Below are 15,186 nucleotides of genomic sequence, written 5' to 3'. Positions count from 1 at the left end.
TAAAATGTCTGCTCACTTAAGTTTAGAATTAATAAAGTGTCTCATTAATCAACCTGGATTAGATGTTAATGTTAGAGGATTAAATGGAAAGACACCACTACATTGCGCTATAGAATTTGACGAATTAAGCATGGTGGATCTGCTGCTTACGAAAAAGAATATTAATCCTTTTGTGGAAGATAATGATGGTAAAACATCTCTTGATTACGCCAAAGAAGGGAAAAAAGCAGAAATATTAAAAGCGCTAATTAATAATAAATACGGATCAGAACAAGATAGCTTACTTCATTTAGCTGCAATGGTGGGTGAGGTAAATGCTGTAAGGTACCTAATAAATAGAGGCATTGATATTAATTCGCGCAATGCAATATTTCATACACCATTACATTTGGCAGCTGGTATTGGACATGTAGAAGTTGTAAAGATTTTAGTAAGAGAAGGAAATGCTGAAATCGAGGTTTTTGATGCACGAAATCAGACACCGATGCACTATGCAGTTAACAACAAAAAATTAGAGATAGTAAAGTTATTACTGGAGCTAGGAGCAGATGTAAATAGCGCACGTGTAGGACAAAACTCGATGAAATTATCACCTATTCATATAGCTGTAAGTAATACTAATTACGATGAAAGGGATTTGTGTTTGGATATCCTCAAATGCTTAATAAAGGAGCCTAATGCTCAAGTGAATCTACAAGACTACGAAAATAAAACACCTCTACATTACGCTGAAAGACTTAAAACAATAGAGGTCTTACTAACGCGAGAAGATATAGACCCTCTGGTAAAAGACGATAGGGGCAAGACACCATTTGATTACGCTAAACCTGAGATAAAGAAGGCTTTGATGAGTAATAAGTACGGTTCTGAAAAGAATAGTCTACTCCATTTAGCTGTACAAACGGGAGAAATTGAGCTTGTAGATGCAATTTTAAAGGAAGAAATCGATATTGATATTGTAAATAATAAAGGTTTATCACCGATTTACCTTGCTGCGGAAAAAGAGCATTTACATGTAGTAAAGTTATTGCTGAAAAAAGGAGCAAATTATAAACCTGTTTTGCATTTAGCAATCAAGTCAAATAATTTAGAATTACTTAAAGTTTTATTTAATGAAAAAAATGGAGCGTTACTCTGCAGAGATACCGTTGTTAATTTTCCAACCCTTCATAATAAATATATAGCACAGAGAGAAATAGCAGATAAAAGGATGAAAAAACATAATAATATTATCTGCATCTGTATTACAGTTAGCGCAGTAGCAATGGCAGCATATATAGGTTTAACAGCAGCAACAATAAGCAGTGCAATCATTTTTGCAACAATAACAGGGGTATTTGCGCTTGTTATAGCAATAATGGTAAGTGAGATGAGCAAAAGATATATAGAAAACGAATTTCAGAAAAAGATGTTTATGGAATTGGAGGAGTGTGGAGGAATAAACTCTACTGTTAACAATATTGAGATAGAACCAATTATGAGTAGATGCAGACAATGATATACGCCACATCTTTTTCTGAAGGTTTAAAACCAGATCCAGAGCTTAAAGTATCAGAGTGGGCGAATGAGTATCGAGTTTTAGCAGCAACTGCAGCATCAGAGCCAGGAAAATGGAGAACGGAAAGAACTCCTTATTTAAAAGAAATCATGGATTCACTATCTCCTTCTTCACAGGCTGAAAAAGTAGTATTCATGAAGGGAGCGCAGATTGGGGGAACAGAAGCTGGTAACAATTGGATAGGCTATATCATCGATCAAACACCAGGTCCAATGCTGGTAGTACAGCCAACAGTTGAAATGGGAAAACGTTGGTCAAAAGGAAGATTTGCGCCGTTAATAGAGAGTACACCATGTTTAAAAAGTAAAGTAAAAGACCCAAGGTCAAGAGATTCAGGAAATACTGTACAAAGTAAGGAATTTCCAGGTGGAATAGTAGTAATAACCGGAGCAAACAGTAGTGTGGGTCTCAGGTCTATGCCAGTAAAATACCTCTTTCTTGATGAAATAGATGCTTATCCAGGAGATTCAGGAGGTGAAGGAGATCCAGTTTTACTCAGCATAGCCCGTACTAATACATTTGCACGGCGAAAGATTTTTTTAGTATCAACACCAACGATTCATGGAATAAGCAGAATTGAGAAAGAATTTGAAGCAACAGATAAGCAGTACTTTTTTGTTCCCTGTCCGTATTGTAATTATTACCAAATATTAAAATGGTCACAAATAAAATGGGAAGATAAAAATCCAAATACAGCACACTATATATGTATAGAATGTGGTGAAAAGATAGAAAATCATCAAAAGACAGAGATGCTAGACCGTGGAGAATGGAGACCTACTAATAGAGTAAAAGGTGAGAAAAAAGGATTTCATCTTTCAAGTCTTTATAGTCCAGTTGGCTGGTATAGTTGGCAACAAGCAGTAGAGGACTTTCTCCATGCAAAAGAAAGTGAACAATTACTAAAAGTTTGGATAAATACCACTTTAGGAGAAACTTGGGTAGATAAAGGAGAAGTACCAGACTGGAAGCAATTATTTAACAGAAGAGAATTTTTTCCCATAGGCACAGTACCAAAAGGAGAAGTGGTACTTACTGCAGGTGTTGATGTCCAAAAAGACCGCTTAGAAGTAGAAGTTGTAGCCTGGGGAAAAAGCCGTGAAAGTTGGTCAATAGACTACCGAGTATTTGAAGGAGATACTGGGGGTGGAGAAGTATGGGGAAAACTCTCTGAGCTCTTAAATCATCATTTTATTGGTGAAAATGGGCTTGAGTACATGATAAGCATGATGGCAGTTGATGCAGGATATGCAACACAAGAAGTATACAACTGGGTAAGAGGTCATCAAGGATCTGGAAGAGTAATGGCAGTGAAAGGTGTAAATAAAGCCCTAGTACCACTTAGCAGCCCAAGTAGAGTAGATATAACAGTTGGTGGTCAAAAGCTAAAAAGAGGAATAAAGCTATGGCCAGTAGGAGTATCGATATTAAAGTCAGAGCTTTTTCAATTACTTAATATTTTGAAAGAAGAAGAGAAAGTGCCAGCAGGATATTGTCATTTTCCGGAGTATGCACCTGAATATTTTAAGCAGCTAACGGCAGAGCAATTAGTCAGCAAAGTAGTAAAAGGATACACCAAACAAGAGTGGCAAAAGGTAAGAGAAAGAAATGAAGTATTAGATTGCCGAATTTACGCAAGAGCAGCATCAATAGCACTGGGAGTAGACAGATGGCCAGAGAGTAAATGGAATAGTTTAAGTGAAAAACCAGAAAGTAAAAAATCAAAGAAAATAGTGAAAAGTAAGTGGATCAGCACCGGAACAGACAAAATCTGTTAAACCAGAAAGAAACGTCCTAATGCACATTGCAGTAATTTTTGGATATAATTTTATGAAGAAGTGCTTCTGCAGTTATAATCGAGTTCGCAATGGTGCAATAAATGCCCGTGGATCAGTATGATTTTGGAAGGGACGGTCAAACCATTGATGGAGCTTCTTAGCTACCTCGTTTAGAAGATTGTGTAATATAACCTCCCCAAGCTAAAGCACTTCTTCATTATAAGGTATATATAAGGGATTTTATATGGCAAAAGCAAAAAGTAAATTAGAAGTAGTGAATCCTAATGCAGCAGGGATTGATATTGGTTCATCTGTACATTATGCATGCGTACCAGAAGGGAGAGATAAACAACGCGTTCAAAAATTTGGGTGCTTTACAGTAGATCTTCATAACCTAGCAAAGTGGTTGAAAAAGTGTGAAGTTAGAACGATAGCCATGGAATCAACAGGAGTATATTGGATTCCTTTGTTTCAAATACTTGAATCATATGGATTCGAAGTTAAACTGGTAAATGCACGACATGTAAAAAATGTACCTGGAAGAAAATCAGACGTTCAAGATTGCCAGTGGTTACAGCAATTACATAGCTATGGGTTACTTCAAGGATCATTTAGGCCTGATAACCAAATTTGTGTACTACGTGGTTATAATAGACAACATGACAACCTGATAAAAAGTGCAGCTGTACACACTCAACGTATGCAAAAAGCATTAATTCAAATGAACATTCAATTACACAAGGTTATTAGTGATATTACAGGTGTAACTGGTATGCGAATCATTAAAGCAATAATTGCGGGTGAAAGAAACTCTAATAGATTGGCTGAATTGAGTGATAGACGAATAAAAAATGACAGATCAACCATAGCAAAAGCACTAACAGGTGACTATAGAGAAGAGCATTTGTTTACATTAAAGCAAGAATACGAAGCATATACTTTTTTTCAAGAGCAAATAAAAGAATGTGATAAAAGTATGGAAAACTATTATAAAACACTTGAAACAAGATCAAATGAAAATAAGCAATGCAGTAAAGTAAAGAGGTCTGCAGGAAACAAACCAAACTTTGCTGCACACGAAGAATTGTATCGAATAACTGGCATGGATTTCACCAAAGTTCCAGGGCTTAATACATCAAATATACAGACCATCCTCTCAGAAGTTGGTCTTAATGCTAATAAATGGCCATCAGAAAAACATTTTACTTCTTGGTTGGGATTATGTCCATTTAATAGGATTACAGGAGAAAGAGTGATTAGAAGTGGAACTCGTAAAGTAATTAACCGTGCTGCAAATGCTTTTCGACTTGCTGGTTATTCTATGTTGCACAGTAAAAGTGCATTAGGTGCGTACTGTAGAAGATTGAAAAATCGATTGGGAGCACCAAAAGCAATAACTGCTACAGCAAGAAAATTAGCATGTATTTTTTATCAAATGCTGAAATGTGGACAAGAATATGTAGAAAAAGGAATGGATTATTATGAAAAGTTATATAAGGAAAGAGTAGTAAAGAATCTGGGTAAAAAAGCCAATGAATTTGGTTATATCCTGATAAAAAAAGATGAGCTGATAGGGGAAGTTTCTTAGAAGCAAGTAGTAAATGTATAACGAAGAGTATTTAGTTCAAATTGAAGAAGCGATAAAGAAGCTGCAAAACGGAGAGCGAGTGGTATCAATTGCATATGGTGACCATGTGGTGAGATATGCAGAAGTAGATATAAATGATTTACTAAGCTTAAGACAACGTATTAAGGCTGAACTAAAGATTGTTGGAATGAAGCCGAAGAGGAAAATTATTTTTGCTACTAACAAGGGAGTTTTGTAATGTTACTAAAATCATTCAAACAACTATTTAGCAAGCCAAAAATCAAAAGCTCAGCCTGGGATGCAGCAGGATCAGGAAGAAGATTTTTTCACTTTCAACCAGAGTTAGGAAGTATAAACAATTTGCTGTCTCAAAGCCTTGAAACTTTACGTAGTAGATCACGTGATATGGTGAGAAAAAATCCTTACGCTGCAAATATAATTGATACGATAGTAAGTAACTCTATTGGAACAGGAATAAAACCACAATCAAAAGCTAAAGATCCAGAGTTTCGGAAAAGAGTGCAAGAGTTATGGCTGAGATGGACAGATGAAGCAGACAGTAGTGGAGTAAATGATTTTTATGGACTGCAAGCACTGGTTTGTAGGAGCATGATAGAAGGCGGGGAATGTTTCATACGGTTAAGAACAAGAAAACCTGGAGATGGTCTGTGTGTACCGTTGCAATTACAAGTGCTTGAATCTGAACACTTAGATAATAAAACAAATCAAACTTTAGCAAATGGTAATGTAATAAGAAACGGGATTGAGTTCAATAGACTTGGGCAAAGGGAAGCATACTACCTATTTAAAGAACACCCTGGTGAAAGTACGTTTGGAGAATCAGTAAGAGTACCAGCAAACGATGTTTTACATATCTATAGACCACTAAGACCTGGGCAAATTAGGGGAGAGCCATGGCTTTCTAATATACTGCTAAAGCTCTATGAGCTTGATCAATACGATGATGCAGAGCTAGTGAGAAAAAAGACAGCGGCGATGTTTGCAGGATTTATTACGAGACTCGATCCAGAAGCAAATATTTTAGGAGAAGGTGAAAGTAATGAGCAAGGAGTAGCACTATCTGGTTTAGAGCCTGGAACAATGCAGCTTTTAGACCCAGGAGAAGATATAAAATTTTCAGAACCATCGGATCAACTATGTTTTTTAAAATTTTTTGAATTTAGTTTCATTACAACTTTTGTTTGTAATTTTGTTTTTTATTCGAGTAAAAAGTGCATTTTTGACAATAAAAACCCTAACTTAATCATAGAAAAATTTTGTATCAAACAACAGTTACTGCTTAGATCTTATGGTTAACGAATATGTGTATAAATACTTTAAATGTGTGTAGACGTATTTATCCACATATTCGTTAACCTATTTTCTATGCAGATTTTTTTAATTCACATTGACTGCTTCTTTAAGCCTCGCATTGGCAATTACTATGATTTTACGCATTAGAGCTGTCATAGCCACCATCTTCTTTTTACCTTTACCAACAAGCCTTGAATAGAAGGCACCAAGCGCAGACTTAGACCTTGAAGCAGACATCGCAGCTGTAAAAAGCTTTTCACGAACGTTGCTTCTGCCACCACTTATTCTGCGATAACCAATAGTTTTACCACTTTCTTTCGGATGAGGTGCAACTCCAGCAAGACTTGCAATTTCTCCCCTACTTACATAACCAAGTTCTGGCATTAGACACAGAAAATCTTGAGATAATTTTGCACCTATTCCTGGAACTGTTTTAAGGATTTTTTGGCGCTTTTGTAACTCTGGATTCTCATCAATAATTTTTTGTATGGTATTGTTGAGCTCATCTATCTGGCTATTAAAGAATTCAATAGTTTTCTGACAGCTTTCTTTTATATGGTCGTTTTCAGGTGCTGCAAGCCTAGATTTCTCTTGAGCTCTCATTTTTGTAATGTCATCACGACGTTGACAAAGTGCAACTAAGGTTGTTTGTTCTTTTGACATAGGTGCAAATAGAGATAGAGTACTATAGCGTTCAAACCCATACTGAGCAAGGGCTCTTGCATCTGATTGATCAGACTTTGCTAAAGTTCCATGAGATAGAACAAAGCTTTTTACTTTGCGAGTATTAGCTCGATGTACAGCAATATCTTTATCAACAAGAAAATGTGCTAAGCCAAGCTCATATTTTCCAGTGTTTTCCAGAGTTACTAAAGAATTAGGTAAGATATTTGAAAAATCTTGAAACAATTGTTGCCAGCCAGCAGTATCATTGTCGAATTCGACAGCGTTCTTCTGTTTGTGAACTGCAACAACATTTTTAAATTTTCCAATATCAATGCCAATAAAATTTTGATAAGATGTAATCATAATAACCTCGATTAGTTTTAATTAATTTAAGATTGTAAACGGGTGCATACATATGTCCCATGCAACTATTCAAACGTATCGAGAGATGGGCTAGTGTACCTTGATCCGAACGGTTATAATACCAACAGTTGGTCGGTCGCACACGCCCGTGATAACTCTATTCCTATAGTGAGTAGGGTTATCTTCCCTCTTATCTCCTTTATATCATATTTTTAACTTACAATAGTTGGAATTTAGGGGATATCAATGCTTGTTTTGCATCAACTACTTATAAAGAAATAGAGCATACATTTCACTTAAGTGAAGATAAACTTTCTGAGCAGATTTGGAATTTTCAACGTACACCAATTTTAGAGAGATTTAGTATAACTTATTACTATGAAGCGAAGAATTTTACTGATCAAAAAATAATAGAGTCTAATTTAGTGGAATATCACGTTGATTGTAAAAATGATTCAGATTCAAAACAGAAAGATCCCATTCATGAGCTAGAAAATTACGTAGCAGCATTCTATCTAGGTATGGTTACTTGGCATGAACATCGCCACTTAAATCTCCCTTGGAAAGATTTTGATCCTATTATTGCAAAAAAATTGGACGTTTTTTCTACGGATCTTGTATATACATAATATCAACTGCACAAATCAACTATGTCAGTACTCACACAATCAGGCAGAGCAGCTATTGCTGCGAGCATAAGAGAGCAACCGATACATCTTGCTTGGGGAAAAGGTGATTCAAGCTCTGGAAGTAGCCATCAGGTCGAAAAAGTTTTTGTTGAGGGTGAAATAGCTCTAGATCACCACACTATTAAAGATGTAAGGGTTTTTACAGGACAAACAACTTATCAGCCAAGTATAGATTATATAGTTGATAGCAGTAGTGGCGTAATAAAACGTACGGAAAATAGCTCTATCAGGGCAAATAGTGCAGTTACTGTAGAATATAGTGAAAGCACACCACCAGAGCTGATAACTTCTGAAAAACTGCTCAATGAGCTTGGCAGACGTACTGCGAACGAAGTGCTCTTCTGCACAGGTGATGAGAATGGAGAGCTTTTGACCCCTTCTGGAAGGTTTAGGCCCTCAAATGTACCAACTAATAATCTCTATCTTAAATTTACTTTCGATTTCACGGACGCAGCAAATCAAGTTATACGGGAATTAGGGGTTATGGTTGGTACTAAAATAAAAGAAGGATTACCTGAAGGACAGAGATATTTTGAACCACAAGATATAGAAGATCCTGGAATTTTATTGGTCCTTGAGCATACAGTGCCGCTTATCAGAACTGCTGCCACCCGGGAAACTTTTTCATTTGTTGTAACTTTTTGAATTTTTCTAGCATAAAATGACTTTAAACGCCTATTATAACCGCTTTAATCCTGACAAAGAATACGAAAAAAGCTTATTTCTTGCAGGAAGAGGTCTACAGTCTGCAGAACTAAACGAGACTCAGGAATATGCTCTCTCTAAGCTTAAAGGCATAGGCGATGCAATATTTCGTGATGGTGATGTTATAACAGGAAGCAATTGTATTATAGATAGAGAAACTGGTAAAGTTACGCTTGAATCAGGAAAAATCTATCTTCGTGGAGCGGTTAGAAAAGTCGAAAAAGAAGAGTTTGTTATTCCACTGAGTACTATAGTTCGCATAGGTGTTTATTATGTAGAATCTACCATTACAGAACTTGAGGATGAAAACCTTCGTGATCCTGCTGTTGGTACAAGAAACTATCAGGAAGTAGGAGCTGCAAGACTTAAAGTTTCCACCATTTGGGGTTATCAAGCAGAAGGTCTTTCTCCACGTTTTTCTGAAGGAGAGTTTTATCTAATCTATAACATTGAAAATGGAGTATTAATAGAACATTCACCACCTCCACAAGCAAACATAGTAACTACTGCGCTTGCTCGTTATGACAAAGAGGCAAATGGTTCCTACGTCGTAAATGGTCTTGAAGTAATGTTCCTGCAAAAGGAAGAGGGAGAAGGAGGAAAACAAGTTTTTGTAATTAATGAGGGCAAAGCTCATGTTGATGGCTATGAGATTGAACTTCCTCACAGTATTCGTGTTTCTTTTGATGAAGATCCGGATATAAAATCAGTTGAATCAGAACCACATACTTTTCAGCCAAAGAGTAATGGAACTTAAAGTTAATGATTTTCCAATCAGTGAAATCAAAAAAGTAGATATCACTATTCAAAAAACCATTACTGTTACTCATGGTTCATACTCAGGAGCTGTTGATCCAATACCTGACTCTGCGGTACTTGAAATTATTCAAATTAAACAAGGCAATGTTATTTATGAAAATAGTATAGACTATAAGTTAAATGCAGGAAATGTTGATTGGTCATTACCTGGCAAAGAACCAGCACCTGGGAGTAGTTATCAAATAACTTATCGCTGTCGTACTCAGGTGAGCCCTGAAGATATAAGTGAAGAGGGGTGTAAAGTAAAAGGAGCAGTTGATAACAGCTTGGTTCTGGTTGATTACACCTGGAAAATGCCCCGCTATGATTTAATTACTATCGATAGCAAAGGGGTGGTAAGAAGAATAAAAGGCATAGCTCACCCTTGGAGACCATCGATGCCTAAAGCGCCCTCTGGACAACTTTTGCTCTGCTACATTCATCAGACATGGAAAAACGGAGAAAAAGAAGGGGTAAAAATAGTGAATAATGCTATTCATGCTGTACCGATGAATGAGCTTGAAGCAATGAAAAAAGGAATAAATGATCTTTATGCGCTGGTTGCAGAGGAACGTCTACGCAATGATGCAAATTCAAGAGAACCTACTACCAAAAAAGGAGTATTTGTTGACCCATTCTTTGATGATGATATGCGTGATCAAGGAATTTCGCAGTCTGCAGCAATAGTAAATAGAGAGCTAGTTCTGCCAATAGATGTAGAAGTTGCAGATATTGAAAAAGGTGGGGAAAGATATCTTTTGCCGTATGAACTTGAGCCGGTATTGGAACAGCTTTTACAGACTAAAAGTGAAAAAATTAATCCATATCAAGCTTTTGATAAAGTAACCGCAAAAGTTACTCTAAATAAAAACATTGATCACTGGACGGAGGTAAAAACAAATTGGAAAAGTCCAGTAACCAGAGTATTTAATGCTAAAGAAACGACAGAGCTGCTGTCAAGTACTTCATACGAAACTGAATTTATGAGAGAAGCAGTACAGAATTTTGAAATTGAAGGTTTTGAGCCAGATGAAAAGCTTAAGGAAATAAAATTTGATGGCATTTCTATTATACCTATGGCATAGAGGAAAAAAAAGTGGAAGCTAACAACCAGGGAAAATTAAAGGGAAAGGTGAAAGTACCAGCAAACATTCCAGCAGGTACTAAATTAGTACAGTTTTATGGGGATAAAGGAAGCTATGGAGAGGCAACTTATACTGGTAAAAAAACTATTACTATAGAAGAAAGAAGAAGAGTGATCGCAGCAAGAAGAGTTGATCCTTTAGCGCAAACATTTACTTTAAATGAGAGCAGACACATAGGAGGTCTAGAGTTATGGTTTGTAAATAACGGCAAAAAACGTGTTGCTGTGCAGATTAGAGAAACAGCAGTGGGAATGCCCTCGCAGACTGTCATTGCTGAAAGTTATATTGAGCCAAAAGATATAAAGATAGATGGCACGGCAACACGTATAACTTGGTCACCAGTGTTTTGCCATGCAGGAGAGGAGCATGCAATAGTACTGCTTACTGATGATCCTGGTACTGCAGTAAAGATAGCAGAACTTGGCAAATATGATGCAGTAAATAGCCGTTGGGTAACAAGTCAGCCATATCAAGTAGGAGTATTATTATCATCGAGCAATGCAAGTACCTGGACACCGCATCAGAATTTAGATTTAACGTTTCGATTACTAGCTGCAAAATTTAGCGAAAGTTCTCACGTTATTGATCTGGGCAAAGTTACTGTAAATAATGTATCAGATTTAATTGTTTTGACGAACGTCAAAAAAGTAGCATTTGATACCAATGTAGAATTTATCTTAACAGATGAAGAGGGAAGAGAAAACTTTTTGTCTGATAATTTGCCGCTCGCACTGCGTGAAAGATTATCTGGAGAGCTAACGGTAAAAGCAAGCCTAAAAGGAGGGCGAGAAAAAAGTCCAGTGCTATATCCTGGGTTACAGCTAGTTATAGGTAATATAGGGGAAAAAGGAGATTATGTTACAAGAAGCATTACAGCAGGAGCTAACACCAAGATCACCATAACATATGATGCGCTAATACCTGGCACTGCAGATGTAAAAGCATATGTGCAAAAAAATGTGGATTGGCAATTAGTAAATTTAACATCAGGAAAACCAATTGGAGAAAATTGGGTAGAGAGAGTCCACATACTGACAAACTTTAATGGCAATGAGACAAGGATAAAATTGGTTTTAAGTGGAACGGTTGTCTATCGTCCTAAAGTCAAAAATTTGCGAGTGATTATTACTTGAATCAATGCCAAATGACCAAAGCAAACGAGGATATCCTTTGCCACACCCAGAGAATATTGCGGTAGAAGATGTAGTACGTATTCGCAAAGCGATAGAAAAAATAGATGAAGATATTACCGAAAGAGAAGATGAGCATAATCAACTAAAAAATAATTTTAAACGATTTAGATTTGAAACTTTTTTAAATTTTTGGGAATGAAAGAAGCAATATACCAAAGGATAAAGGATTTAGCAGCAAACAGCACACCTGATCAACTGGCATATCTTGCAAAATCTCTGGAATTGATAGCAGATAAAAAAGCTATTTCCAACGTTGTGCAGATGACTGAAGTAAAAGGAATAATTGATGCACTACAAAAAAGACTTAAGGATTTAGCAGAAAACAGTACACCAGATCAATTAGCATATCTTGCTAAAGCATTGGAATCAATAGTCGACAAAAGTGCAGTTTCTGAAATTGTGCAGATGACAGATGGTAAGCTAAAAGAACTTCTTGATAGTGCAAAAAAACACTTAACTGATCTGGATAATAAAAAAGCTAGTTCTTTAGCAGTGATCTCTGAATCAGAGAAGCAGTTATTAAAGAGAATTGATGAAAAAGGAACAACAAATTTATCGCTACTTGATACGAGAAAGAATGCCAATATTGCAGCAATAAACAGTGTTGGCAATGATCATAAAGATGGTCTTAAAGGTTTAGTGAATAACTTCCGTACTGTTAATGATGTACCAAGTGGCTCATCAATCATGAAAGAAGTAAGAAATCGTCATATGATTGAACCTGGAGCATTACCTTTTTTATTTGGTGTACTAAGTAGAAAAAATAATTACTTTGGCCACGGAACTTTTACAACTGAGCTTGGTCAGTGGAGTAGTGATGTAACAAAAACAGACTATATGCTACAACTACTAGCAGGTACTCACACATATGAAAGCTATGTTAGTTTTTATCGGCCAAGACAACTCAGTTTTTTAGAGGGAAGCAAAGGTACATTTATCTATGGAGAATCATACCCAAGATTTATGTATGATGGATTTTCTGAGCAATTCAATATGCTGAAATACCCTTATGCTGCACTGGGAGTAATATTCGTAAAAAACACAAGCAATGTAGATATAAGTAAAACTCTAAACTTTGTTGGATCTGCAATGTGGTATAAAGATGAAGTTAATTATGGAGGAGCAGGATTATTTATAGGTACACCTGATAAAACTAATACAAGGAAGTCAGAGATTTCGAGAATTACTTGGACACGTATTTACCAGCATGAAATTAACAGTCCTGAATTTATTGCATCAGGTAACATACTCATTCCAGCAGGAAAAACTGTTGCAGTGTTACTTTATACGTCATCTAATCTTCACTCAGAAGGTGAAAGAGTTGGTGAGACACCTGAGTTCTTTGCAAGTGAGCACACGTATAGCACAATCTATGGTCAATTTATTCAGTGGGGAATATATAATTTTCGCAGCAATTTTCTAACCACGGGACTTGAGGTGGACGTAGAGAGAACGCTAAGAGCTTGGCAATGCCCAGGATTAGATGCCACTCATAAAATTTGGAATTGATACTAGAAAACGGAGAAAACCAATGCCAATTTATATTAGATTTGAACATAACAAACAAGTAGAAACAACAACGCTTGAAAGTAAGCCAATTGGAAATGATTGGTATGAAGCGCCAAAGAATTTTGACTGGCAAAAGAGTTATCAGTTAACAGAAGGAGGAGAAATTGCTCAGCGGAGTCAAGAAGATATTGAATTGGAGTTACTACAAAATGCGAAGTTTTCTGCACTTTCTAATCTTCGTGCTTATTATGATAACTATACTAACGAATACGCTGGAAATTCTCACCAAAAAGCTAAATCGTATCAAATACAAGAAAAAGCAGCAAAAAGCATTCTAGCAGACCAAGATGAAAAAGATGTAGAAATTATAGAATCTTTAGCAAAAGTACGAGGAATTTCAGTAGTAGAGATGGCAGAAATGATTCAGGAAAAGGCAAAAAAAGCAGTAAAAGCAATAATCAAATGTGAAGAATTGGTAGATATAGCTGAAAGGAAAATCAGTGAAGCTAAAAGTAAAGAAGAACTGCAAACTTTGCTAGATGATTGTAGACAAAAAATGCAAAACCTAGAAAGTTAAATTCTTTTCAAAAATCAGCGTACAAAGGAAAAAATGACAGAAGAATTTTTACACGGAGTAAATGTTATAGAGGTAACCTCTGGAGCAAGGGTAGTACGTACGGCTAAGTCATCAGTGATAGGTGTAATTGGTACTGCTCCTGAAGCCGATGAGCAAAAATTTCCGCTAAATAAACCAGTGTTAATTGCAGGAAGCTTAAAAGAAGCAGCAAAGCTTGGAAAGAGTGGCAGTTTACCTTCTGCAGTAAATGGAGTATTTTCCCAAATTGGCGCAACAGTAGTAGTTATTCGAGTTGAGGAAAGTGAAAACAGCGATCCAAAATTAAAAGAAGAAGAGACGCTGAAGAATATAATTGGCGGTGTTGATAAAGAAACTGGAGAGTATCAAGGGATAGAGGCATTCCTCAGTAGTGAAAGCATAGTTCATGTTGCGCCAAGAATACTAATTGCACCTCAGTTTACTCATCAATTATCTGGAGATGCTGGAAATCCAGTGGTTAGCGCTTTAATTCCTATAGCAGAAAAGCTAAGAGCAATAATAGTAGCAGATGGATCAAATACCAATGATGAAGAAGTAATAAAATGGAGAAAAAGTGTAGGCAGCTCAAGAGTGTACGTAGTTGATCCTTGGGTTAAGGTATTTATTGAAGGAAAAGAAGAAATTTTGCCAGTAAGCCCATTTGTAGCTGGTTTAATAGCGAAAGTAGATAGTGAGCAAGGATTTTGGCATTCACCTTCAAACAAAGAGATAAATGGTATTGTTGGAACAAGCAGGCCTATTGATTTTACGCTCGGTAATACAAATTGTAGAGCAAACCACTTGAATGAAAATGAAGTAACAACGATAATTCATCAAAATGGCTATAGGCTTTGGGGAAATAGAACATGTTCAAATGACTCAAAATGGGCTTTTTTATCAGTGAGAAGGACTGCAGATTTAATCAATGATAGTTTACTTCGAGCTCATTTATGGGCAGTTGATCGCAATATCACCAAAACTTATATAGATGATGTAATTGAGGGGGTGAATTCTTATTTGGCTAATTTAAAAGCCCAAGGAGCGATTATCAGTGGAAGATGTTATGCAACCCCAGAACTCAATACGCCGGCAAACATTGCAAGTGGAAAAGTATATTTTGACTTTGAATTTACACCACCGTATCCGGCAGAACAGATTACTTTTAGATCACACTTGATCAATAGCGAAGTACTGTAAGAAAAGGAGAAAAACAAATGTTACCGAAAATACTGAGAAATTTTAACGTATTTGTTGATGGTAGAGGCTATGCAGGAAAAATAGAGTA

General features: G+C 36.3%; 12 protein-coding genes and 3 pseudogenes. 14 read left to right on the top strand and 1 reads right to left on the bottom strand.

The window, feature by feature from the left end; genetic code table 11:
* The first annotated feature begins 4 nt into the window (after positions 1–4).
* The 5 genes and pseudogenes from OPR42_RS08480 to OPR42_RS08460 form a co-directional block, all read left to right on the top strand.
* Positions 5–1,498 (top strand): ankyrin repeat domain-containing protein, encoded by a 1,494-nt coding sequence (locus OPR42_RS08480; protein WP_265041661.1) that lies wholly within the window; start codon positions 5–7, stop codon positions 1,496–1,498.
* The gene (locus tag OPR42_RS08475; protein ID WP_265041663.1) at positions 1,495–3,336 is read left to right on the top strand and encodes a phage terminase large subunit family protein; all 1,842 of its coding nucleotides are present in this window, start codon (positions 1,495–1,497) and stop codon (positions 3,334–3,336) included. The genes OPR42_RS08480 and OPR42_RS08475 overlap by 4 nt, the downstream gene beginning before the upstream one ends.
* A gap of 244 nt (positions 3,337–3,580) precedes the next feature.
* Entirely contained in the window at positions 3,581–4,924 is a 1,344-nt protein-coding gene (locus tag OPR42_RS08470) for an IS110 family RNA-guided transposase (RefSeq protein WP_262986668.1), read from the top strand.
* 13 nt (positions 4,925–4,937) lie between these two features.
* Complete coding sequence (locus OPR42_RS08465; protein ID WP_187297528.1) at positions 4,938–5,162, top strand: gpW family head-tail joining protein; 225 nt, start codon at positions 4,938–4,940, stop codon at positions 5,160–5,162.
* Positions 5,162–6,076 (top strand): annotated as a pseudogene (locus tag OPR42_RS08460) (phage portal protein); the annotation flags it as partial. The gene OPR42_RS08465 and the pseudogene OPR42_RS08460, both read left to right, overlap by 1 nt.
* Positions 6,077–6,322: 246 nt before the next feature.
* Here the strand turns inward: OPR42_RS08460 and OPR42_RS08455 are convergent.
* Positions 6,323–7,267 (bottom strand): IS110 family RNA-guided transposase, encoded by a 945-nt coding sequence (locus tag OPR42_RS08455; protein ID WP_264336326.1) that lies wholly within the window; start codon positions 7,265–7,267, stop codon positions 6,323–6,325.
* Between the two features lie 425 nt (positions 7,268–7,692).
* On the opposite strand from OPR42_RS08455, the gene OPR42_RS08450 reads away from it, so the two are divergent.
* The 9 genes and pseudogenes from OPR42_RS08450 to OPR42_RS08770 form a co-directional block, all read left to right on the top strand.
* Positions 7,693–7,896 carry a hypothetical protein gene (locus OPR42_RS08450; protein ID WP_265042306.1) on the top strand — a complete coding sequence of 68 codons (204 nt, stop codon included), beginning with the start codon at positions 7,693–7,695 and terminating at the stop codon, positions 7,894–7,896.
* Positions 7,897–7,917: 21 nt separating this feature from the next.
* On the top strand, positions 7,918–8,601 hold the full coding sequence (locus OPR42_RS08445; protein ID WP_265042304.1) for a hypothetical protein: 684 nt from the start codon (positions 7,918–7,920) through the stop codon (positions 8,599–8,601).
* A gap of 16 nt (positions 8,602–8,617) precedes the next feature.
* Positions 8,618–10,544: pseudogene (locus OPR42_RS08440) on the top strand (DUF4815 domain-containing protein).
* Between the two features lie 11 nt (positions 10,545–10,555).
* Complete coding sequence (locus OPR42_RS08435; RefSeq protein ID WP_265041515.1) at positions 10,556–11,737, top strand: hypothetical protein; 1,182 nt, start codon at positions 10,556–10,558, stop codon at positions 11,735–11,737.
* A 4-nt stretch (positions 11,738–11,741) separates the two neighbouring features.
* The gene (locus OPR42_RS08430) at positions 11,742–11,936 is read left to right on the top strand and encodes a hypothetical protein (protein WP_264337301.1); all 195 of its coding nucleotides are present in this window, start codon (positions 11,742–11,744) and stop codon (positions 11,934–11,936) included.
* The gene (locus OPR42_RS08425; RefSeq protein ID WP_265041518.1) at positions 11,933–13,306 is read left to right on the top strand and encodes a hypothetical protein; all 1,374 of its coding nucleotides are present in this window, start codon (positions 11,933–11,935) and stop codon (positions 13,304–13,306) included. Before OPR42_RS08430 ends, OPR42_RS08425 begins: the two co-directional genes overlap by 4 nt.
* A gap of 22 nt (positions 13,307–13,328) precedes the next feature.
* Positions 13,329–13,883: a hypothetical protein gene (locus OPR42_RS08420; RefSeq protein ID WP_265041519.1), complete on the top strand. Its 555-nt coding sequence runs from the start codon at positions 13,329–13,331 to the stop codon at positions 13,881–13,883.
* A gap of 33 nt (positions 13,884–13,916) precedes the next feature.
* Positions 13,917–15,098, top strand: a complete 1,182-nt coding sequence (locus OPR42_RS08415) for a phage tail sheath subtilisin-like domain-containing protein (RefSeq protein ID WP_265041520.1) — start codon at positions 13,917–13,919, stop codon at positions 15,096–15,098.
* 17 nt (positions 15,099–15,115) lie between these two features.
* Positions 15,116–15,184 (top strand): annotated as a pseudogene (locus OPR42_RS08770) (phage major tail tube protein); the annotation flags it as partial.
* Positions 15,185–15,186: the final 2 nt, after the last annotated feature.

The sequence above is a fragment of the Wolbachia endosymbiont (group B) of Melanostoma mellinum genome (assembly GCF_947251465.1).
Lineage (GTDB): Bacteria > Pseudomonadota > Alphaproteobacteria > Rickettsiales > Anaplasmataceae > Wolbachia.
The sequence above is the reverse complement of the archived record's forward strand: the minus strand, read 5'-3'. Positions and strand labels throughout refer to the sequence as shown.

Bases quoted from the DNA above. Each gene is read 5' to 3' on its own strand.
- OPR42_RS08445 (WP_265042304.1), top strand. From the start codon at position 7,918: ATGTCAGTACTCACACAATCAGGCAGAGCAGCTATTGCTGCGAGCATA.
- OPR42_RS08430 (WP_264337301.1), top strand. From the start codon at position 11,742: ATGCCAAATGACCAAAGCAAACGAGGATATCCTTTGCCACACCCAGAG.
- OPR42_RS08480 (WP_265041661.1), top strand. From the start codon at position 5: ATGTCTGCTCACTTAAGTTTAGAATTAATAAAGTGTCTCATTAATCAA.
- OPR42_RS08470 (WP_262986668.1), top strand. From the start codon at position 3,581: ATGGCAAAAGCAAAAAGTAAATTAGAAGTAGTGAATCCTAATGCAGCA.
- OPR42_RS08415 (WP_265041520.1), top strand. From the start codon at position 13,917: ATGACAGAAGAATTTTTACACGGAGTAAATGTTATAGAGGTAACCTCT.
- OPR42_RS08425 (WP_265041518.1), top strand. From the start codon at position 11,933: ATGAAAGAAGCAATATACCAAAGGATAAAGGATTTAGCAGCAAACAGC.
- OPR42_RS08475 (WP_265041663.1), top strand. From the start codon at position 1,495: ATGATATACGCCACATCTTTTTCTGAAGGTTTAAAACCAGATCCAGAG.
- OPR42_RS08420 (WP_265041519.1), top strand. From the start codon at position 13,329: ATGCCAATTTATATTAGATTTGAACATAACAAACAAGTAGAAACAACA.
- OPR42_RS08455 (WP_264336326.1), bottom strand. From the start codon at position 7,267: ATGATTACATCTTATCAAAATTTTATTGGCATTGATATTGGAAAATTT.
- OPR42_RS08465 (WP_187297528.1), top strand. From the start codon at position 4,938: ATGTATAACGAAGAGTATTTAGTTCAAATTGAAGAAGCGATAAAGAAG.